Source organism: Clostridium collagenovorans DSM 3089 (assembly GCF_900130005.1).
Lineage (GTDB): Bacteria > Bacillota > Clostridia > Clostridiales > Clostridiaceae > Clostridium_D > Clostridium_D collagenovorans.
On sequence record NZ_FQXP01000007.1, the window covers coordinates 13062 to 36693 of the forward strand.

The 23632-nt window shown below is 29.8% G+C and carries 17 protein-coding genes; 6 read left to right on the forward strand and 11 right to left on the reverse strand.

Going from position 1 to position 23632, the window contains the following annotated elements; genetic code table 11:
• The first annotated feature begins 103 nt into the window (after positions 1 to 103).
• The 4 genes from BUA48_RS09650 to BUA48_RS09665 all read left to right on the forward strand — a co-directional run bounded on the left by BUA48_RS09650 (position 104) and on the right by BUA48_RS09665 (position 4487).
• Complete coding sequence (locus tag BUA48_RS09650) at positions 104 to 772, forward strand: YveK family protein (RefSeq protein WP_072831859.1); 669 nt, start codon at positions 104 to 106, stop codon at positions 770 to 772.
• 14 nt (positions 773 to 786) lie between these two features.
• Positions 787 to 1491, forward strand: coding sequence for a CpsD/CapB family tyrosine-protein kinase (locus BUA48_RS09655; protein WP_072831860.1), 705 nt, complete (start codon positions 787 to 789; stop codon positions 1489 to 1491).
• Positions 1492 to 1935: 444 nt separating this feature from the next.
• Positions 1936 to 2649, forward strand: coding sequence for a CpsD/CapB family tyrosine-protein kinase (locus tag BUA48_RS09660; protein WP_072831861.1), 714 nt, complete (start codon positions 1936 to 1938; stop codon positions 2647 to 2649).
• 479 nt (positions 2650 to 3128) lie between these two features.
• Positions 3129 to 4487: a YjiH family protein gene (locus tag BUA48_RS09665; RefSeq protein WP_423231110.1), complete on the forward strand. Its 1359-nt coding sequence runs from the start codon at positions 3129 to 3131 to the stop codon at positions 4485 to 4487.
• A 244-nt stretch (positions 4488 to 4731) separates the two neighbouring features.
• Here BUA48_RS09665 and feoB read toward each other — a convergent pair whose 3' ends face one another.
• The 7 genes from feoB to BUA48_RS09700 form a co-directional block, all read right to left on the reverse strand.
• Positions 4732 to 6741, reverse strand: a complete 2010-nt coding sequence (gene feoB, locus BUA48_RS09670; RefSeq protein WP_072831863.1) for a ferrous iron transport protein B — start codon at positions 6739 to 6741, stop codon at positions 4732 to 4734.
• 59 nt (positions 6742 to 6800) lie between these two features.
• A complete protein-coding gene (locus BUA48_RS09675; RefSeq protein WP_242944331.1) occupies positions 6801 to 7022 on the reverse strand; it encodes a FeoA family protein in 222 nt (73 codons plus the stop codon).
• 144 nt (positions 7023 to 7166) lie between these two features.
• Complete coding sequence (locus tag BUA48_RS09680; protein ID WP_072831864.1) at positions 7167 to 7385, reverse strand: FeoA family protein; 219 nt, start codon at positions 7383 to 7385, stop codon at positions 7167 to 7169.
• A gap of 310 nt (positions 7386 to 7695) precedes the next feature.
• Positions 7696 to 7959: a FeoC-like transcriptional regulator gene (locus BUA48_RS09685; protein WP_072831865.1), complete on the reverse strand. Its 264-nt coding sequence runs from the start codon at positions 7957 to 7959 to the stop codon at positions 7696 to 7698.
• 403 nt (positions 7960 to 8362) lie between these two features.
• On the reverse strand, positions 8363 to 9229 hold the full coding sequence (locus tag BUA48_RS09690; protein ID WP_072831866.1) for a tRNA 2-thiocytidine biosynthesis TtcA family protein: 867 nt from the start codon (positions 9227 to 9229) through the stop codon (positions 8363 to 8365).
• A 350-nt stretch (positions 9230 to 9579) separates the two neighbouring features.
• Positions 9580 to 10557: a GDSL-type esterase/lipase family protein gene (locus tag BUA48_RS09695; RefSeq protein ID WP_072831867.1), complete on the reverse strand. Its 978-nt coding sequence runs from the start codon at positions 10555 to 10557 to the stop codon at positions 9580 to 9582.
• A gap of 385 nt (positions 10558 to 10942) precedes the next feature.
• Positions 10943 to 11809: a M15 family metallopeptidase gene (locus BUA48_RS09700; protein ID WP_084666227.1), complete on the reverse strand. Its 867-nt coding sequence runs from the start codon at positions 11807 to 11809 to the stop codon at positions 10943 to 10945.
• Positions 11810 to 12775: 966 nt separating this feature from the next.
• Here BUA48_RS09700 and BUA48_RS09705 point away from each other — a divergent pair.
• A complete protein-coding gene (locus BUA48_RS09705; protein WP_072831868.1) occupies positions 12776 to 14926 on the forward strand; it encodes a YhgE/Pip domain-containing protein in 2151 nt (716 codons plus the stop codon).
• A 510-nt stretch (positions 14927 to 15436) separates the two neighbouring features.
• Here BUA48_RS09705 and BUA48_RS09710 read toward each other — a convergent pair.
• Positions 15437 to 17752, reverse strand: a complete 2316-nt coding sequence (locus BUA48_RS09710) for a bifunctional diguanylate cyclase/phosphodiesterase (RefSeq protein ID WP_084666229.1) — start codon at positions 17750 to 17752, stop codon at positions 15437 to 15439.
• A 1192-nt stretch (positions 17753 to 18944) separates the two neighbouring features.
• On the opposite strand from BUA48_RS09710, the gene BUA48_RS09715 reads away from it, so the two are divergent.
• A complete protein-coding gene (locus tag BUA48_RS09715) occupies positions 18945 to 19472 on the forward strand; it encodes a YcxB family protein (RefSeq protein WP_072831869.1) in 528 nt (175 codons plus the stop codon).
• Positions 19473 to 19623: 151 nt separating this feature from the next.
• Here BUA48_RS09715 and BUA48_RS09720 read toward each other — a convergent pair whose 3' ends face one another.
• The 3 genes from BUA48_RS09720 to BUA48_RS09730 all read right to left on the reverse strand — a co-directional run bounded on the left by BUA48_RS09720 (position 19624) and on the right by BUA48_RS09730 (position 22941).
• Positions 19624 to 20481: a DegV family protein gene (locus BUA48_RS09720; protein WP_072831870.1), complete on the reverse strand. Its 858-nt coding sequence runs from the start codon at positions 20479 to 20481 to the stop codon at positions 19624 to 19626.
• A gap of 204 nt (positions 20482 to 20685) precedes the next feature.
• Positions 20686 to 21657 carry an aromatic acid exporter family protein gene (locus tag BUA48_RS09725; RefSeq protein ID WP_072831871.1) on the reverse strand — a complete coding sequence of 324 codons (972 nt, stop codon included), beginning with the start codon at positions 21655 to 21657 and terminating at the stop codon, positions 20686 to 20688.
• A 294-nt stretch (positions 21658 to 21951) separates the two neighbouring features.
• Entirely contained in the window at positions 21952 to 22941 is a 990-nt protein-coding gene (locus BUA48_RS09730) for a polysaccharide deacetylase family protein (protein WP_072831872.1), read from the reverse strand.
• Between the last annotated feature and the right edge of the window lie 691 nt (positions 22942 to 23632).

Below are 23632 nucleotides of genomic sequence, written 5' to 3' on the forward strand. Positions count from 1 at the left end.
GCTTTAAATTTCTCAACATTGCGACTTATTAGGTTTGACTTTTAGGGGGATTTTACCTTATAATTAGTTTTGTTTTAGTATTATTAAAAAAGGGGGGCAACTGATGGAACTAAGAGAATATTTACTAATATTGAAAAAACGTTTAATACTTATTACTTCATTACCCGTTGTTTTAGCAATAATTGCACTTATTGTAAGTGTGTTTTTCATAAATCCAGTTTACAAATCTGAGATTTCTGTATTATTAGGAAGCGAACCGGGTTCTACCTCTTCAAAGGGACAATCTGAATATAATGATGTTTTAATGTATCAAAAAATGACTAAGACTTATAGTGAATTAAGCAAAAGCAAAAGTGTGGCAGAGGATGTAATTTCAAATCTTAACTTGAGCAAATCACCTGAGCAAATTACTTCAATGATATCTGTTACGCCAAAGGCAGACACTGAGTTTTTAACAATAGCTGTTCAAGCAAATTCACCTAATGAAGCTACTGATATTGCAAACCAAACTGCAAAATCCTTAAAAAAGGTTTCTACTGAACTTAGAGGCAAGGATAACTTAATACTTGTAGATGAAGCTTCTAATCCTAAAAAGCCAATTAGTCCTAATATAGGTCTTAATGTAGTTCTAGCTGCCTTTGTTGGATTAATGATTGCTGTTGGTATAGCATTTTTACTTGAGTACATGGATACTACTATTAAATCTGAGGATGAACTTGAGAAATTACTTGAAACTTCTGTTATAGGTTCTATTCCTTATTTTGAAGACTAGGGGGAAGGCATATAATGGAAAAATTAGTTATGAGAGATGATCCATCTTCTTTAAGTGCAGAAGCTTTTAGAACCTTAAAAATAAACTTGGACTTTTTCAATGTAGATAATAACCTAAAGACCTTAGCTATAACATCTTCTAATCCTGGTGAGGGTAAGAGTACTGCAATTGCTAACTTAGCTATTGCCTTTGCTCAATCTGGCAAGCGTGTTATACTAATTGACTGTGATTTAAGAAGACCTTCAGTACATAAGAAATTTAAGATTTCTAATACTCACGGTATTACTGATATGATTGTTGATACGGAACTAAAACATGATTATATTCATAGTTCTAAGATTGACAACTTATTTATTTTACCATGTGGTACAAAACCACCTAATCCTGCTGAGCTACTTGCTTCTGAGAAAATGGACATGCTACTTGAAAAATTAAAGGGAATGTGTGATATAGTTCTTTTAGATATTCCACCAATTTTATCTGTAGCAGATTCTAGAATTATCTGTGGTAAAGTAGATGGGGTTATCTTACTTTGTGCTTATGGACAATCAGAAAAGGAGCTTATCCTTAAATCTAAACAAGAACTTGATAAGGTTAATGCAAAATTAATTGGAACTATTCTTGCTAAGGTTCCTGAATCACAAAGTCATTATAGTTATTATTACGATGATAACTTAAATGCTTCTAATCGTAAAAAGAATAAAAGACATAGTAGATAAATTATAAAAATAGGACTATCTCACTAATAATTTCTATGCATAATATTGTATTGCAAATTACTTGCACTGCTATATGAGCATAAGAATTATACTTAGTGACATAGTCCTTTTATTATTGCTAAATTTTCTTTATGGGTTAGATATTCTTTATGACTTAAGGATTTCTTTTATAATTCAAAGAGCTTTTTTAGTTAACTCACCTATGACAACTCCATTTTTCGCATTTCTATTGCATTTTTTATTTTAATTCTAATTTTATTTGTTATTTTATTAAATCTTATGTATTTTCTTTAACCTCATGTATTTTATGTTAATTCTTCTTAATACTCTTTGTCTTTCATTTAATTTTATTGTAAAATTAACTTATAATGCGGATTACATAATATCATTCTGAAGTGTATCATGACATAACACCTTTGTGTGATTTTAAGGGGGAAATATAAAATGAATAATTTAATTATAAAGGATAAGCCTCAATCTTTAAGTGCTGAAGCTTTTAGAACATTAAAAACCAATATTGACTTTTTTAACTTTGATAATAAGCTTAAAACCTTAGCTATTACCTCAGCTACTCCAGGTGAAGGAAAAAGTACCTCAATTGCTAACTTAGCTATTGCCTTTGCTCAAGCTGGTAAACGAGTTGTATTGGTTGACTGTGACTTTAGAAGACCTACTGTACACAAAACTTTTAACCTTTCTAATTCTAAAGGAATCACAGATATGCTTATTGCAAAATCACTAGACTTAGACTTTACAACCTTCAGTGGCACTGAGAATCTATATATTCTTCCTTGTGGTGTAAAACCTCCTAATCCAGCTGAGTTACTTTCTTCAAGAAAAATGGAATTACTTATAGAATCTTTAAAAGCCAAGTTTGATTTAGTGCTTTTAGACATACCACCTGTACTTCCTGTTGCTGACTCTAGGATTATTTGTGGTAAGGTAGATGGAGTTATTTTACTTTGCACCTATGGTAAAACTCAAAAGGAAGACATCTTAAGGTGTAAACATGAGTTAACTAAGATTAATGCTAAATTGATTGGTTCAGTGCTTAATAAAATCCCTGAAAGGGAACATAAATACGGTTATTATTACAATAATGAATCTGCTTCTAAAGGACTTCGCTTCAGAAAAAAACTTAAAAGAAAAAAGCATTAAACTTATATGGTTTCTTTATGGATAATTTCAAGTAAAGAATCAAATCTTATTCCTATATATATTCATTATTAAGTCTTAACTTATATAGAACTTTCTTTATATAACCTTATAAAGAGGTTTGAAACTTTTCTAATGCAGTTTATATTTAAATATCCTAAAGACAATTTTGAAAAGCTATTATACAAGTATATATATTTGTGTAGTAGCTATTTTTTCTTTCTTCTTTTAATTCTTTTGGTTAATTATTCATTAATTTATGGATAATCATAGGTTTTTTATAGTTTATTCAAATATTTATGCTTTATTTATGCATAAATATATTGATTTTTTCTTAAATCCGTGTAAAATATAAATGTAATCATAATTATTAAATTTAAATCATATTTATTCATATAGTATTCTTTATTGTGTGATATTTATTTGAAATTCCTATATATAATTTTAGTTTAGGGATTCTTTTGTTAAAGGAGGACATGCTTATGTTAACAGATGTGAAAAGCAAATTATCACCTGTTTCTATTTTAAAGTTTCTTGTTCCATCTATTCTAGGTGTTTTTATTTTTATGACTCCTGTTATGAGTAAGAATGGAATTACTATTCCAGTTGCTATTATGTCTAATGCTGTGCAAAGTATCTTTGCTGATATTTTACCTGCTGTTACTGTTGCACTTATTTGTATTTCAGCAATTGGTTCTATTATTACTAAATTGGTTAAACCTAAATTTATCACTGAGCATAAATTTTTAAATAATTTATTTAATGTTACTCCACTTTGGTTTGTTGTAAGACTTGTGGGTGCTGCTATTGGAGTTATGGTTTTATTTAAGGTTGGTCCTGAGTTTATTTGGTCTGAGAATACTGGTGGCATGGTTCTATTTGGATTACTTCCTATATTGTTTTCAGTTTTCTTATTTGCAGGATTGTTTTTACCACTGCTTTTAAACTTTGGACTTTTAGAGTTCTTTGGTACTTTATTAACTAAGGTTATGAGACCTATTTTTAAATTACCTGGCCGTTCTTCTGTTGACTGTATCGCATCTTGGCTTGGTGATGGTACTATTGGTGTTTTACTTACTAGTAAACAGTACGAAGATGGTTTCTACTCTCAAAGAGAAGCTTGTGTTATTGGGACAACTTTCTCCTTTGTATCAATTACTTTTAGTTTAGTAGTTATATCAACTGTTGGCTTAGGTCATATGTTTGTTCCTTTTTATATTACGACTTTAATAGCTGGTATTGTTGCTGCTATTATTGTTCCAAGAATTAGACCTTTAAGCAAGAAGCCTGATAGTTACTATGGTGGTAAGAAAAATCATGTGTCTGAGACTATTCCTGATGGTCACTCTAGCTTTAGCTGGGGATTAAATCAAGCTGTTATTAGAGCTGAGAAATCAAGTGATTTTAAATCTACTGCCTTTGAATCTATTCAGAATGTAATGGATATGTGGTTAGGGGTTATGCCTGTTGTAATGGCTGTTGGTGGTATTGCTTTAATGATTGCGGAGTATACTCCTATATTTAAAATATTAGGTCTTCCATTTATACCACTTTTAAATCTACTACAAATTCCCGAAGCCGTGGCTGCTTCTCAGACTTTAGTAGTTGGTTTTGCTGATATGTTATTACCTTCTGTTATTGCTGCTAATATAACTAGTGAAATGACTAGATTTATAATTGCTGCTGTATCAGTTACTCAGTTAATTTACTTATCTGAAGTTGGTGGATTATTATTAGGTTCTAAGATTCCAGTATCTCTTAAGGATATGATTATTATATTCTTAGAAAGAACTATTATAACTCTACCGGTAATCACCTTGATTGCTAATATAATATTTTAACTAATTAGCTAACAATCATTTTTATTTTTCCCGAGATAAATGTGATTTACAATATATCCTATAAGACTGAAAAGTCTAAGCAAAGAAGCTGTGCATTATATATGCACAGCTTTTTTATATGAAGTTAAATCTCTTTTTTATTGTAAAAGTAGGATTATTATTAAAGGCCTCATTACAGTTTTAAATTAAAAAGACATTTTAAAGTAGGGCTTTTAAATTGTTTGGGCGTTTATGGCGTTTATGGTTACTTGAAGCCTAATAATAATCCTACTTGATACACTATTATTGATAGCACTAAGGCTATTACAAAGGTATATACGGCTGAGAAGATTGTCCACTTCCATGAGTTTGTTTCTCTTTTAATTGCTCCTAATGCCGCTAAGCATGGAGTGTATAGTAATGACATTACCATGAATGAAACTGCTGCAAGTGGTGTAAATGCTCCTTGAATTGCAGTTATTAATGGTGCTCCTTCTTCAACTCCAGCATATATTAATCCCATTGTTGCTACTACGGATTCCTTTGCTATTATTCCTGTTATTAAAGCTATTCCTGCTTGCCATGTTCCAAAACCAGCTAGTACAAATAGCGGTGCTATTGTTCCTCCGATTATTCCTATTAAAGAACTTTCACTGTATTGTTCTGCTCCTAATGGGAATGTTCCTAAAGCCCAAAGTACTATCATCATTGGGAAGATAATAACTCCAGCTTTCTTAAAGAATGCACTAGCTTTTTCCCACATTAACATGCATACGTTTTTAATTGATGGAAGTTTGTAGCTTGGAAGCTCCATTACAAAGTAAGAAGGTTCTCCTTTGAATAAAGTTTTACTAAATATCTTACCTGCTATTAAAGCTACCACTATACCAGTTACGTATAAACTAAATAGTACAAGTCCTTGATGACTTTCAAAGAATGCATCAATAAATACTGCATATATAGGTAATCTTGCTCCACAGGATACAAATGGATTTATTAGTATTGCTATCATTCTATCCTTTTTATTTTCAAGAGTCCTTGTTGACATTATGCCTGGCACGTTACATCCTGCCCCTATAATCATAGAAACAAAAGTCTTACCGTGTAGCCCTAATGCTCTCATAAGCTTATCCATAACATAAGCTGCTCTTGCCATGTATCCACTGTCTTCTAAAAGACCTATTAAGAAATACATAACCATAATTAATGGTAAGAAGGATAATACTGCTCCGACTCCACCGAAGATACCGTCATTGATAAAGCTAACTAAAAGATCTGGAGCATTCATAGCTGTTAGTTTATCTGCAACTAGCACTCCAACACCAGCAATAGCATCTCCAAACCATTCTTGGATTCCCGCTCCAATTGTAAAGGTAAGTTGGTATAATGCAAACATCACCGCTGCGAATATAGGAATACCAAGGAATTTATTAGTTACTACCTTGTCTAGCTTGTCTGAAAAACTTTCTTCTCTATTAGCCTTCTTAACCATAGCCTTTTCAACTATATTAGAAATAAAGGTATATCTTTTATCTACTATTGATATTTCTGAATCAAAACCAGTCTTGTCCACTATTGTTTGTAAACTTCTCTCTAGCTTTGTATCAATTTCTTTAATGCCTAGATTTTTAACTTCTTCTTTTATATAATTATCATTTTCTAAAAGTTTAACTGCTGTCCATTCACATGGATAAGCAAGTTCCTTTGAGTGTCCCTTTAGACTTCTGCTTATATTATCAATTTCTGTGTTAAGCTCATCTCCATAATCCAAAACCTTTACTTCATGCTTAACTCTTACAGATAAAGCTACTTGTACTAAGTCCTCTATACCAATTTTCTTTGTAGCAACCGTTGAAACTACTGGTACATTTAATTCCTTTGATAGCTTGTTTATATCTATTTTTATTCCCTTGCTTTCTGCTTCATCCATCATGTTCAAGGCAATAACAACATTAGCTCCCATTTCTATAAGCTGCATTGTTAAATATAAATTTCTCTCTAAATTCGTAGCATCCACCACATTAATTACCACATCAGGTTTTTCTTTTATAATATAATCTCTCGCTACTATTTCATCCTCGGAATAAGCACCTAAGCTATAAGTTCCTGGTAAGTCTATAACTATATGTTCTTCCTTACCTACCTTTAAGATACCTTCCTTTTTTTCAACAGTTACCCCAGGCCAGTTCCCAACGTGTTGCCTAGCCTTTGTTAATATATTAAACATGCTAGTCTTACCACAGTTAGGATTACCAGCAAGCGCTATTCTTTTCATTATTACCCCTCCAACTTAAATTAATAATCATTATCAATATATGATTAAAAAAATTTACTCTATGCTACTACGATAATTTTTCTTGCTACTCCCATATCTAGTGCTAGTCTACTTTCTCCTATGCCTATGATTACAGAGCTACCATCATTTTTTACTACCTCAATTTTATTACCTGAAGCTAATCCCATTTCTCTTAGCTTCTTTCCTGTATTATCTCTAATTAAGATATTATCTATTGTTACAACTTCGCCTTCCTTAGCAAAATTAATTGGAATCAACATAATAGCTTCACCCCCTAAAAAGTGCTATATTCATCTCTACTCTAAAAAACACCGTGACTTTTATTTTACTCAAAGTCACTTAAACCTTATTAATCTACATAAGCTCATTTATAGGCAAATCTCTATTAATTTAATATGAAACTCTTAAATTAATATTCCCTGTGCTTCTTTTTTTCTTAGAGTAAGCTTGTACCCTCTTACCATAATCTCAATTGGATCTCCCATTGGCGCTTTTCCTATTATCTCAACCGTAACCCCTGGAGTTATTCCCATATCAAGTAATCTTCTTCTAACCGCACTATCCTTGTCCAAGTTTTTAACTACAACCTTATTTCCTACTTCTAACTTCTCTAATGAATTCATAACTACTGAATCCTCCCTTCACCCCTATTTCTACATATACTTAGCAGAAAACCTCTTTATAATAGCCTCATGTTCAAATCTTATTACTCTTATATTATTAATATCTATTTTTTAACTACTTTTAATTTGTATTTTATAGCTTAATACAATCGCAACTGTATTACTCCTTTATACACTATTAAATATTACTTATAGTTTTTCTAAGTATACTTATTTTCTTAAAACCTCTTAAAAATATATTAAAAACTTATAAAATAATGTTTTTATTAAAATACCTTAAAAACTAAAAATAATATCTTTCATAGCTTTCTTAGGACTTCTTCAAAGATTCTTTACCTTTTCCTGTTATTTCCCAGTTAATAGTTCCATTCAATACTTTTCCTGAACACCCACAGCCACAGCTCTTGCACATTTCTGATGTGCAGCTTCCCTGAACCTTTTGTATATATCCCATGGAAACTAATTTAAGCTTATATTCCTCTGCCAAGTACTCACTTATATTAAATTTCTTTGCTAGATTCTTACTTGAAAAATCTCCTGTTGCATCTATATAAATTAGTAATTCCTTAAGCATTTCCTCACCTCTTTTTGAGCCTTTTTAAAAACTCTACACTGATAATATAACTCAATTGATAATAGATGTCAATATGTTTTTGTAATAACTTTCCTTAAAAGCTTTCTTATTTTCTATAAATCCCATAGCATAAAGGATGCATAAAACTATCTTTAAAAAAAGTACTCCTTAAAAACATTACGGCTCCACATAAAAAAACTGTTATGCTAAGAATCCAAAGTATCTTTCATATTCTTCAAAGTGAAAAACTGAAAGATAGACTAGTATTTTTTCTTAGCATAACAGCCTTATTATAAATATATGTATCTTTTTAAATATCTTTTAAGTCTCGTTGTATAGAAGTTTGCTTTTCTTAAAAAACTGCTTATGTGGGTTATTCTCAGCCTAAATCTATTACTGTTTATTATTCTTCGTCGTAAAAATCTAAATATGAATATTTCTTGTCTCCCTTTTGCCATCCTAATATAGCATCCATACTTACATTTTGCGCTGCTTGGAATATTGACTTATCTACATCCTTAAAATTCTTTTTAAGTTCTGCTATCATATCCTTTATCTCATAACGTTTGTTTCCGATTTTTTCAGCTGCTACCATACATGCACAATTTAACGGCCATATTCCGCTACTTTCTGTAAACCTCTTAATATCATTTTCCTCAATGTAATAAAGTGGTCTTATAAGCTCTAAGCCTGTAAAGTTAGTTGACTTGAACTTAGGAAGCATTGTTTTAAAGTTTCCTGCATAAAGTACGTTCAACATAGTAGTCTCAATTACATCATTAAAGTGATGTCCTAGAGCTAACTTGTTGCAGCCTAGTTCTTCAGCCTTAGCATATAGTGCACCTCTTCTCATTCTTGCACACATATAACAAGGATATTCTCTAGCTATTTTATCTACTACTTCAAATATATCTGCATTAAATATATTAACCGGAATATTTAAATGCTTACAGTTATCCTCTAAAAGTTCTCTTACATTAGGATGATATCCTGGGTCCATTGCTATAAATTCCAATTCAAAGTTTACTTGTCCGTGACGTTTAAGCTCTTGAAATAGCTTTGCCATAAGTAAGCTATCCTTACCTCCTGATATAGCTACTGCTACCTTATCTCCCTCTTGAACAAGCTCATAATCCTTTATAGCTTTGATAAACTTAGACCAAATCTTTTTTCTATATTTCTTTATTATACTTCTTTCTATTTCCTCAAGAGTTTTTCTCTCCTCTGTAGGAATAAGAACCTTACATCCTTCTCCTGCTATACCACTCACTTTATTCACCTATCCTTATGTTAATTGTAGAAAGCTTTACTCTTAAGCTTCTCATCTTATTTTAAAATAATACTATATTTTATACTTACACACCTTAATAAAGCTTTAATACAATCACTAACCAAAGACACTAATTTAAAAGATTTTATTAGTTTGTTATAATAACAAGCCCTTAGTTTCTAAGACTTTAATCCTTTGCCTACTAATGCAACCTTATATAAGATTTTATCCTTTTGTCTAATAAAGATACTTTATATCTCTACAAATAGTGATTTATTGGTGTATTAGTAACTAAACTAATTAATTTCAATATTAGTATTATACCAAATAATAAAGGACTTAAACAGTGCCTACGCTACTGCAGCTCTTAATAACTCTAGCCATTTTATATAAAACTTAGGCTGTACGTGTATTCCATCATAGGCATATAAATCTTCAGTGCTGTTCTCAAATATAGTGTTAATGTCTATATAATATGCTCCTTGCTGAGAAGCCATAGTTTTAAGCTTCTTGTTAACCTCATCAATATTAGCTCTACTTAATAAAGGTTTATCCTTTGCAGTCTCTTCCTTAACATGTAATGCTGATTGTACATATATCTGTGTTGAAGGTGAAATAGCTCTTATATTTTTAATAGCTGTACTATAATCTTCAATAAACTTTTCTATTGATCCACCCATTAAAAGGTCATTAGCTCCAAATAATATAAACACCCTCTGTGGTGATGTTTTTAAAGCTTCCCCTTCTCTTCCCTTAAGCTTCTTCAAGGTAAAACCCATTTCAGCTAATACTCTGTTCTTAGGCATGTACTGATAATAGCCAATGCCCTCTGTTATTGAATCTCCAATAAAAGCTGAGGTATTCTCAAATTCCGTTTCGTCCATCATCTTAAGGTTTTGAGGTACTTCCTTTGCCTTATTTTCATTACTAGTACTTACAGTTCCATTATTAGGAGCATCTCCTTGCTTACTATCATTACCTACTTCACCTTGAGACTTATCCTTATCCGCTGCATTTGTATCTTCTTCAGACCTATTTTCCTTACTCTTATCTTCTTGCTGCTCATTATCCTTCGCCTTCATCTCTTCTTGCTTTTGAGATAAAAGATTTTTGTTATCTTCCTCTGGATTATTTTTATCTATAATCATTACAATAGAGGTTACACCAATAGCCATTACTAAAGCCAGTGAAACACCCATTCTATATATTTTTCTCTTTACTCTTTTTATCTTTAAAGTTCTTATATGCTCTTTATCTAAGGTTTTGAAATTCATCATATCGACCTTTTTCGCTTCTCTTCTAAGTATATTCTTTAATCCCCTAAGCACGTCTCTTCTCTCCCATCAATTACTCGCTTTACCTGTACCATACATTAAATACTCTATATAATTCATAATACATCATAACCATAAAAAAGTTTGCATAATAATCGAATTGTATATAATTTGTTACTTAATAACTTCTACATTTTTACTCATTAAGTGACATAAAGGTACCACTTGTAAAAAAGCCCCTTTAAGCCTTTCTTAAAAGTTAAAAATACACTTATTATCTTTTCTTTCTCTCTTAGTTACTCCCTAGTAATTTTTATATTTTTCTTTTATACACTATGGAACTTCTTCTCTTAAACCTAATTTTTTACTTCCTATCTCTTACCTAATTATTTCTATATATTTTCTCCATATTTAATAACTCTTACTTCTTTTCTACTATTTAATTTCCATGTTCTGTTGTTGCAACTCCTAGATATTCTTCTAAGCACTGATTATTATTATACATATCTTCTGATGCTTCCTTGCCTACATATCTAATATGCCAAGGCTCATACTGGTACCCCGTTATATTTTCTTTATCCTTTGGATATCTAACAACGAATCCATACTTATAGCAATTATGTGCTATCCATTCACCCTCTTTGCTATGAGCAAATTCCTCTATTAATCCATCCTTTATTCCAGCCTTATTAGTTATATCTAAAGCAAGTCCTGTTTGATGTTCGCTTGTTCCTGGCTTTGCAACGTATTTATTAGTATGCTCATATCCATAAGTCTGAAGATTAGACTTATATATACCTGTCTGAGCTTCATAGGATCTATATCCTGATGCACCATAGAAAGTTAAACCTTCCTTTCTAGCTTGTGTTATCATTACTTCTAAAGCATCTGCTGCTTCTGCTCTAAGTTGATTCTCATGACTTGTATATAAATTTACAAACTGAATGCATTTTACCACCTTTAAATCCTCTGGTACATAATTGCTTGGAAGTACGTTCTCCTTATTTGCAAGGAGCATCTCTTCTCTACGTTTTCTCATTAATTCCTCTTGCTCTTGTTGTTTCTGTAATTCTTCTTTAGATTTTTCATCCTTAGAATTATTATTTCCATAATCAACATTATTACTTTCACTATTATAATACTGATTATTATTTTCACCATTTTTGTCTATAATATTATCCCCGTCTCTATTTTTAAGTCCTATCGAAACCACAGTAATTGACCCTATCAATAATGCCGATAATGCTATTATCTGTACTCTTCTTTTCTTTCTTAATATTATTCTCTTCTTCACCTTATTAGCCATTGCTTCCCCCTAATGTTTTACCCTAAACTTAACATAAAATTACTGCTTATAAATTTATAGTTTTTGTATTATGTACCGAAATCACATTTATTTTTACAGCCTTAAAGAAGGTTAATATAGGCTATAATATTACAATTTGATTTTTCCATGTAAATTCATTCTTAACATATCAAAGTATCTCTATAAATTTTATCTTATAAATATTATTTTTTAATATAATTATTCTTTTGTGTAATTACTATGTTTCTATATATGATTAATCGCTTCATCATATTGTTATTCTACATAATTCTCTATGTTTCTTTCTATTATATATTTATTATACAACAAAAAAAACATTAAATCTCATAAGGCAAAAAGAATATTTGTTACATTTTTGTTTATTTTAACCCAATAAATGTTAGTATCAACTAAGAATATCTTCCCTTGCTTTTACATACCATATGTTTATCTATATATTAAATTAAGTAAGTCTTACTTATAATCCTAATTTTGATTCTAAAAGGAAAAGTTTTAACGCAAATTTAATAATTTTTCCTTAATATTATAAGGAAAAATTATTAAATAGATATTTGTTTGAAATTTATTACATAGGCTTAACAATTTTTAATAAATTTTCAACACAAAATCTTTAATATAGTTTTAATATAAAATTTAGTATAAAGTTTATATTAACTTTCAATTAATTTTTGGTATAACCAGTACAAATTATTTGATATTTTTTACTATATGTTATAGTATATTTATCTAGATAATATATTTAAGATTATGCCATGTGGTAATTACAACCATAACATCACGAAGTTACCAATTTAAGAGTCTATTATTTATTTTTAAAGTTACATGCACTTGCACAGGTTATGGGATATTATATTCATTGGACTTTAGACTCTAGACTTCAGGCTTTAATCTTTATATTTGGTATTTATATCTATTTTTAAATTTTATTTGAAAAAGGGTGAAGTTATGAAAAACATTTTTAAAATTTACAAACGGGATATAGTCAATATTAGTAAAAACTATATGGCTATAATAATTGCACTTGGTTTGTGTATCCTTCCTTCATTATATGCTTGGTTTAATATCAAGGCATCTTGGGACCCCTATTCAAATACAAAGGGAGTTTCTGTTGCTATAGTTAACCTAGATAAGGGTACCAACTTTAATGGTGAGGATTTACACTTAGGTGATGATATTGTTGATGAGTTAAAGAAGAATGACGCCATAGGGTGGAAATTCGTAGATGAAGCTCAGGGAGAATATGGACTAATACACAATGAATACTATGCTAGAATTGTTATTCCTGAGGATTTTTCTAAGAATATAACTTCATTTATATCAAATGAACCTGTTAAACCGCAGCTTTTATACACGGTTAATGAAAAACGTAATGCCGTTGCACCTAAGATAACTAAAAGTGGTGCTTCTGCTTTAAAGGAAACTGTAAGCGAGAACTTTATAAAGATGGTTAATGGAGTAATCTTCTCTACCTTCGATGAGATAGGAGTTGAACTTCAAAATCAAAGACCTAATTTAGATAAGCTTGCAACTGCTATAATTAAACTTGATGACAACATGGACAAAATAACTTCTACCGTTAATGAATTCTATGATGGTTCTATAACCTTAAATGAAGTTATAACTAAGTTTAATTCAGATGTTCCTTTAGTTGAGGATAGTCTTAACAGTGCAAATGATGTGCTTAATACTGCTGATAAATTCGTAGATAATGTGAATACCTCAGTAAATCAATTAGCACCAATGGTTAAGGATTCTCTTCAATTTGCTAGTAATATTGCTCATGAAGTACAAGACACCTTAAACAATAACTTTAATAATCTTCCTAATGGCGAAAGAGTTGTTGAGGTATTAACTAATGTTAAGTCTTATTTATCAGTGCTTCAAGGAAAAGTAGACTCTACAGCAAATTTACTTGATAAATTTAGCAAGCTAAATCCTGATCTTAAGCCTATTGCTGAGGATCTTAAAAAGTTAAGTGCTTCTATTAGCTCCTTAAATTCTTATGTGGATACAGCTATTAATAATGTTAATACTAACGGAACTATTTCCCAGGAAGTTCTTAATAACTTAAGAACTAAAGCTAATGAAGTAACTAAATTTATTGATGATAAGCTTGTTACCTTCGATACAGTTATTAAACCAGAATTTGATGCTGCTGTTGCTAAGGTGACATCTATATCTAATAATGCTAAAACTGTTATAGGCGATGCTCAGAAGTCTATGCCTGACATCAAAAAGCTTTTAAACCTTGGTATTAAGGGTTCTGATATAGCTGAAGAAACCTTAGGTACATTAAAGGCTAAGCTTCCAGAAATAAGACCTACATTACACAAGGTGGCTGATAAAACTAGAGAGTTACAAAGTACTGGTAAGTTAGATCAATTAATAGATTTATTAATAAATGATCCAGATGTAATTAAATCATTTATATCTACACCTGTTGAACTTACTGAAAGCAAGGTATATCCAGTTCCTAATTATGGTTCTGCAATGTCTCCTTTCTTTACATCTTTAAGTTTATGGGTTGGTGTATTAATTCTTAGTTCTATACTTACTGTTGAAGCAGCTCCTTTTAATGATGGAACAGTTACTAAACCTTATGAAGAATTCTTAGGTAAATACTTGCTTTTCTTCACTTTAGCTGTTATCCAAAGTTTAATAGTTACAATTGGAGATAAATATTTACTGGGATGTTATATAAGTAACTTTAGCTCCTTTGTAATAAGTGGTGTTATAATCTCTATAAGCTTCAGTATGATTGTGTATACTCTTGTTTCTCTTTTCGGAAATGTTGGTAAAGCAATCGGAGTCATAATCCTAGTATTACAAATATCAGCTTCAGGTGGTACCTTCCCAATAGAAGTTACACCACCATTCTTCCAAGCAATAAATCCATTCTTACCATTTACCTACGCAGTAGGTGCTATGAGAGAATGTGTTGCAGGAATATTTAGAGAGAATTTATTTTATGATTTAGGAATACTAGCTGCTTTATTCTTTGGGTTCTTATTTGTAGGATTGCTTCTTAAAAAGCCATTCCACAAAATAACTCATAAGTTAAATAAAAAGTTCCACGAAAGCGGAATCAGTGAGTAATACTTAAACTGCAAAATATAAAGTATTTAATTTAAACTGTAAGTTATGAAATATTAAATATTAGATTCAGACTATAAACAGTTAAACATTAAGTATTTAACTCAAGATATACTCTATTAAATATTAAATGTTTAGTTAAAGCTATAAGCTATTAAATATAAAAAGGCTATAAATTAGGAGTAAAGAATAGGATATGTAGATTTGTAACACCAAATCCACATATCCTATATAAACACTTAATTTTATAGCCTTTTTACTATATATTACTTATAGGTTCTTCTATCTTACTTATTACTTCTATGTTAGAGCATCTTTCATATTCTCTATTGATTCTTACTTATACACTTTTATTTTCTCTATCTTACTTATTACTTATTACTTATTACTTATTACTTATTACTTATTACTTATCTATTAGTACTATCTACTATATGCCATAATTTATTCTTACTCATACTCTTTTTATCTTTTTTTGATTATTTATTAGTATTCTTTTGCCTTTTACTTATCTTATTTAAAGTTAAGCTTTTCAAATTCTTCTGTTGGCATAGGTCTTGCAAAGTAATACCCTTGAGCCATATGACAATTTATATCCTTTAAGAAATCAACTTGACCCTCTGTTTCAACACCCTCTGCAACTACCTTCATATTTAGCTGTTTAGCCATTTCTACTATGCTAGTTACAACTATTTTATCCCTTTCCGTTGCATAAGATTTATTAAAGAAATCTCTATCTAACTTTAAGATATCCATTGTTACATCCTTTAATAGATTCAATGAAGAGTATCCCGAACCAAAGTCATCCATAGAAATAACAAAACCTATTTTCTTTAATTTATCTATAATATCATTGAAGATAGCTATGTTATCAAAAACGGCACTCTCCGTTATTTCTAATTCTATTAACCTAGCTGGCACATCATATTTCTTTATAATTTCTTCAAAGTTATCAATAAAATTAATATTATGAAGATGCAACCTAGACATATTTATAGATACCATAATAGGCTCTATGCCTCTATCTATCCATGACTTAATTATCTTACATACCTCTTCTAAAACATATTTATCCAGCTCTATTATGAAGCCATTTTTCTCGAAAATAGGTATGAAATCATTCGGTGGAACTAATCCTTTCTCAGGCGTAATCCATCTTATAAGAGCCTCTACACCTACAACCTTTCCACTTTGAAGATCATATTGTGGTTGGAAGTACGGTATAAACTCTTTATTCTTTAATGCTAAATGCATGGTGTTTTCTATTTCTCTTTCATTTAGGATTCTTTTCCTTATTTCATCATTAAAGAAACAATAGTAGCCATTACCATTATCCTTTAAGGTTTTAGCTGCAACATTAGCTCTATCAATCATTCGGTTAATTTCCATGGTAGTATCAACTATTTTATATATACCATAGTTAAGAGTAACCTTGTAACCATAAACAACTAAATCTTCAAAATTATCTACATCTCTATTTAATAACTCAATGAAATCCAGTATGTCCTGTTCTTCCTTATATTTCATTAAAACAAGGAATACATCTCCATTGACTCTACCAAAGATTTCATCACAGTCTAATTTACTATCTATAACATTTGATATATGAACTAGTACTTTATTTCCCTCATCATAACCAAAAACATCATTTATATATTTAAACTTATCAATATCTAATTGTATAATTGCGTATTTATCATCTTTATTTTTTCTTAGAAGCTTTAGTGTTTCTATTTTAAACTTATTAAGATTTCCAAAACCCGTAACCTTATCTTTAAAAGCTAAATATTCTATGGTCTTCTTATTCTTGTTTCTAAGTCTAATTATATATCCAAAGAATATTCCACCTATAATCATTATAAATGAACATAATGCAATGGTTAATTTTATAACTGAACTAGCTTTACTAAAAGCTACATTAGCTGGTACAACTGATATACTATACCACCCTTTCATATTATTTAAGGGTACATATCCCATAAACTTTTCATTTCCATCAATAGATTTTACTCTCTTAACCCCAGACTTTCCATAAAAGAAGTCCTCCCTAAGTACATTTAAAGTTTCACTTTCATGATACTGAATTACATCAAATATATTTTTATTAGTTTCGCTAACTATCTCTTCACTTCTATTATTCAGTATAATTTCGCCATCATTTCTTAAAACGTACACATATCCCTTTCCCTCAAAAAATGGTACATCTAGCTTTTTTTCCAAAGTATCAAGATGACTAGTTGCAGTAAGCACAGCCTTTACTTCCCCACTTATATATATAGGTACCGCATAAACAATAATCTTCTTATTATCTATTGTTGAATACATAACATCTGATATGCTACTTTTCCCTGCACTTGCATCCTTAAACATATTTTTATAACCTTCATAATCAATAACCATTCCATCACTCATATACGCCCTGTTATTCGGCAAAACAATGGACATTCTAGCAAAGGCATGTTTATCAGCTTCATTTTTCATAATGTTTAAAAGCTTATCACTATCTAATTTCTCCTCTTCAGCAATAGTGTTAGAAATAGCCTCCAAAACTTTAACATTACTATTTATTTCACTATCTAAAATGACAGCATTTTGATTAGAAACCTCTAAAAGATGAGATTGTGTTTCCTCATTTAACATATCCTTTATCATTGTGGTGTAAACAACACATGCTATTATCATCAGTACACTTACTGCCACTGCTAAAATAACGGAATATTTATTAAAATCTTTACTACTCACTGAATCTCGTTCCTTTTTATCAGCATCCCGCTCTTTAATTTCTTTTAAACTCAAGTTGCTTACCATTTTGCTTATTCTCTTTCCCATTTATAAGCTCCCCCTATGGTTTTGTAAACTTATCTCTGTTAGTTATATAACCTTATACTTTTATACTGTAATAACTGCTCAATTTTCACCTTTAATACATGTTTTAATAACCTTATTTTACAAAAGTAAGACCACCAAATTTAGCTTTCTCAGTTTACACTTCTAAAGTCAAATTTCAGTTTAAATTATAAATTAACCCCTAATATTAAAACCTATATACATAAGTAAACTTAACAGTTGTAATAATCCTAAATAAGCGATGCTTAAAACAAGCAACAGGAACTACTCTTAACTTGTTCCTCTACTGTCTTTGTGATTTTTTATACAACTTCAACGATAATTTTTTCACAACTTTCTGAATTGATTTTTTTTATTCACTTGATATATTACCACATTGCATAATGCGTGACAATATCCCCCTTTTATTTACAACTCTTTTTGTTTTCAGTCATATTTTTGTTTTTTTTTGTATTTTTGAATATTTTTTGATTAAATTAAATTAAATTTAAAAATTAATTTTCTTCAAAATTGTTTTAATATGTTTAATGACATGTTTTACTCTAAATTCTCTTTGCTTATCTTGTATTTTTTAATTTTATTAATATCTCTTTAAATAACTGTTTAATTTTAAAAATATTTTTTATTTAAAAATATTTTTTCTACTACTTTAGTCGTATATACTACTACTTAAGTGTATAATTTTTACCTACTCTATTTCTTGCATATGCAATTCATATGCAATTTATACCTTCATTTATATTTATTCACCTTTTGTTTTATGAAAAATCTATCTGCATTAATATAACCTCTTATTTAATATTCTACCTTACTATTAATCTTTGTATTACTCCTAAAAAGATTTATATCCCAATATAATAAAGAACCTTCATTCTTTTTAGATATAAGATTCATTATATATTAAATTCAATTATTAATATAAATATAGAATATTAATTAGGACTTATATATCTTAATTTTTCTTATGTATAAAAGCGAATTAATGTACTTTTGGTTAAGTTTTGTTAAGCTTTATGCTTAGTTTCTCATATTTTCCTTTTATTTTTCATAAGTATTATTATAGTGCTTTTATTTTTTATGTTTCGTATTCTATAAAATACCTGATATATATTAAAACTACTTTGTAATTCATTTATTCAATTACTTGTTATCTACCTTAAAGGGAGGCCGTAGGATGAAGGATACCACTATTTTAACGATGAACGTTAAGCTATGTAAAGATGATTTTGAAGCTTTTCTAAAATATACCTCTAGGAAATCAAAATTCATATGGCTTGGTGCTTTTACCATTTTTATTACTCTTATATGTATCAAACTCTTTAAACATAATAAGAATGATTCTTTAATCTTCTTAAGCATTATTTCTATGTTTATTGTGCTTGTACTTTGGTTTTTTCTTTTATTATTAATGGAAAAGAAAATGATACGTAAGCAATTAGCTACCTTTGATGGCAATTTAGCTCTTCAAGAAAATCAATCATATACCATAAACAATAAGGGTATAAATATAAAAACAGCTAATTCAACTCTTCATTTAAATTGGGAGTTTATATCCTATATTAAAGAGTATGGAGAAGGTTTTGTAATACACCTTCACAGAGATAGATTTTTTATTATTCCTAAAAAAAGCTTTAAAAACTTTAAGGACCTTGAAAACTTTAAAAGACTTTATAAAACTAAATGTAAAAAACAAAAAATTTAATTTAGGTAAATACTCATAAATTGCGCACAAGCAGCAATATGCTTTTAATATAAATCCCCCTAAGCTACAATGATTCAAAGGTAATTATTATAGGTAATCTCACAATAATCTCTTTAACTGTAACCTTAGGGGGAACCTTTAGCAGCGCTTATTATCTTAATGGTTCTTCTGTGTAATAAACTATTCCTATAGCTCCTGGTCCAACGTGTAAACCTATTACCGGGCCTATATCTACTATTTCAGGAGTTACATTTAATTTCTCTTTTATCTTATTTGCAAGTTCTGTAGCTTCATCATGACAATTTATATGATGTACAATTACTTCTCCTAATCCGTGCTTTTCTATATCTTGATACATCTTATCAAGCATTGCTGCTACAGCTTTGCTCTTAGTTCTAATTTTTGTTATTACAGTTGTTACACCATTTTCAACTGTTAGTATTGGAATTATTCTTAAGAAGCTTCCTATTAAGGCACTAGCCCCTCCAATTCTTCCACCCTTTTTAAGGTATTCTAAATTATCTGGTATGAATAAAAATCTACTTCTAGCTATGATTTTTTCTGCTTCTACTTTAACCTCTTCTAAGGACTTACCTTCCTTAGCTACTCTTGCTGCTACGATTGCTGCAAAACCTAGTTGCATACTGTTACTTCTTGAATCTAAGATCTCTATTTGTGCATCTGGAGTTTCCTCTAATATCATATTTTTTACTAAGTGAGCTGTAGAATATGTTCCGCTCATTTCAGAAGATATTAATACACATAAAATGCTATCTCCATTTTTTATAATGCTATTCATCTCATTGAACACTTCATCAACTGAAGGCTGTGAAGATACTGGTATTCCATACTCATTCATCTTCTTATAAAAATCTTCATTATTTATCTCTGACTCTTTAAAACTCTCATTTGGAAAGGTCACACTTAAGCATAATCTTCTTATATCCAATTCTTCTCTTACTTTATCTTTTATATAACTTGTACTATCTGTTAAAATCTTTACAGCCATACTGCTACCTCTCATTCCTTATTTTTCTTACTTTAAAACCTTACTTAAAAACACTCTTGAAATTTTACATATGAACTCTTTGCCATCTGTGAATTAATTTTCACTTGTAAAGGATGGCTAACTTCACATATTAAAGTCTAAAATTTCCATACCTAAAATTATGTATTATTATAATCATATCAAAGTCTAAAATATTTTTAAACTTTAATTATAATATTTATTGTTAGCTTTTTGTGAAAAATCATATTTCACCCTTAAAAAACTCTCTAAATCATTAAGATATTGAAAAAGTATTGCCCTATTTTCAAATTCCTCTCTTGTCTTTGGTAACTCCATAACCTTAAATTGTTCTCTTATTATCTTAAGTTCATCAATTAATCCTTCAGCAGTATTCTCTGTAAATAAATTATCAGATACCTTTTTTGAAAAGTTAGCTAATATATTTCCATGTTCATAAATCATAAATAAACCTATTATGTAGGTTCTCATTCTCTTTATAATTTGGAACTGTGTTCGTCTCATCTCCATATAAGCAACATAGTAAATACCATTTTCGCAAAACTTATTCTCAATATTCTCATAGGATAACTTAGTTGCTTCACTTATTTTAGCTTTTAATTCTCCAAAGTGCTTGGAGTGTAAATACTTTTCATCATGACTCTCTATAAAACTAGCCATGTTATTAAGTATTATCTTCATATCCTCTTCTATAATGGATATGCTTTCTTTAAGCTCCTTTTCCTTGCTTGGTATATAGATGTTCATTAACAAGGCTATTCCTACACCTATAACCACAAGTAAGCATTCATTTATAAATAATGGCCATGTAACTTCACCCTTAACAAGTAAATGCGTAACTAATACTGCCCCAGATGCTATACCTGCATCTACCTTCATCTCTACTGATAGTGGGATAAAAATTATAAGAAATAATCCAAAAACTAAGGAATTAAAACCTAATATATTAAATAGTAAAGTAGCTAATAAAAGAGCTACCACTGCACTTGTTACTCTTTGATAAGAGATATCCATGGACTTCTTTCTAGTACTTTGAAGAGTAAGTAATACTATTATTCCTGAAGCTGCTGAATACTCTAAGCCAAGTAACTGAGAAATCCAAATTGCTATAAAAGCACCTATACCCGTTTTTATTGTTCTAGAACCTATTAGACCCATAAGGCTCCCCCCTAAGTTTTTATAAATAATTCTATATACCTTTCAATATTAAAACTTCACTATGAATAGCTTAGTTAAATTCAATTATTTTACTATGCTATTGTAAAGCTAAGTGAGGTTTATTTAATACACTATATAGTTTTAAATTTAATCTTTCAATGATTTTTAAACAATCCTTATATTTTCAATTTTTTTATCGCTGTGGAAAATATGCTTTTTAGATACTTTCCACAGCTATATTTATATTATATCCACATTGTTGATAGTTTTAACATCTTCCTGTGAAAAACTTTTTTATACTATGACTTTGAACTGAAAACCCTGGTCCTTAAAATAATCTATTATCTCTGGTAACGCCTTTACTGTCTCCTCTTTTCCATAGGTATCATGCATAAGAACTATTACCTTACTTTTATCCTCAGCTGTCTTTTTAACCTCTTGAACTAGCTGGTTTCTGCTTTTGTTTGTTCCATCAGCATCACCACTTAAAGCATTCCACTCTATGCTATAAATACTGTTGTTTTTAAGATACCCTTTGAATTCATCTAAGCCATAGTATTTAGCTCTTTCTTTTGAGGCGAATCCCCCTGGCATTCTCATTATTCTGCAATTAAAATCATCACCTAAAACTTTTTTAAAAGTCTCATCATTTTTCTTTAACTGCTTCTTACAGTACTCTCCATTTAGATTTTTACCAGTGTTTATTTTGACTATGTCATGTATGTAAAAGTGATTTCCTATAGCGTGGCCTTCCTCATGAACCCTTTGCACTAAATCCTCAGTGGATTGACTAAGTTCTATCATCTCTCCACATTGAAAGAAAGTAGCCTTTACATCCTTCTCCTTAAGTATATCTAAAACCTTTGGAGTTATGGTTCTAGATGGCCCATCATCAAAGGTTAAGAATACTTGCTTTTCACCATCTGCTTCCTCTTCACCAGATAACCACTTCTCAACTATTTCTGCATCCACTGCATAGGATTCGTCTATAATCCCTAAAGCCTCTCTAAAACTAGTCTTCTTATTTTCACCTAAATTATCTTTACCTTGATCTCCTGAACTATTTTCACATTGATTTCCCTCATGATTTCCACACTGATCTCCTTCACTCTTTTCCTTATCCTCCAGTTTTTCATCTACCGAATCTAAACAGACTACTGAATATTCACTTCTGTTTGCAAAGGTATTTATGTAATCAGCATCCCCATTAATCATGGCATTGCCTGAAAGAGTTGTCATTAAAATTAATCCTTGGCTTATTAAAAACCTTAAACCTATATGCATTTCCTCATCTCCTAAAACTTATTATTCTCGTCCCACTTAGTTTGAGTGAAAACTCTTAATTAATACACTCTATATTAAGTTATATGCATGAAATTTTATCCAAGGGCTATATTTTTCGAAAAAAAAATAAAAGATTTGTATTTTATCACTTATCTTTGGGTGCCACTATATTAACTATTATTTAAAATCCTGGTTACCAAGTTACCTTTTTGGAAAAATGTATATTGATATATATTTTTTTATTGGACATGTGAGGTATATATTTTTTTTTGTAACCATATTTTTCGTAACTTTTTTTCGTAACCTTAGTAACTACCTCATTTGTATACTATATTTACGGTTACCTTATATAATATATTATATATAATTTATATTAATATATTATATATATATTAGGGCCTTAGTCCTTTAAATAAGCCATTTATCAAAGAAATCTTGCCGGTTACCAAAAGGTTACCAAAATCATGGAAAAGTTACCTTTTTGAACTGATTTTTAATGGAATATACTGTTTTTAAGTACTAAGTACTTTAGTTTTAGCACAAGTTCCTTTGAATTTTGAACTTAAAACAATAAAAAACTGATTTTCAAGGGCTAAATCACCTCAATTTCACCCTATAATTTAAAGGTGTTTTTAATGTCTTTTTACTTATTATCCTTACTTATGTAGTAAAAAACTACTTTATATTTTTT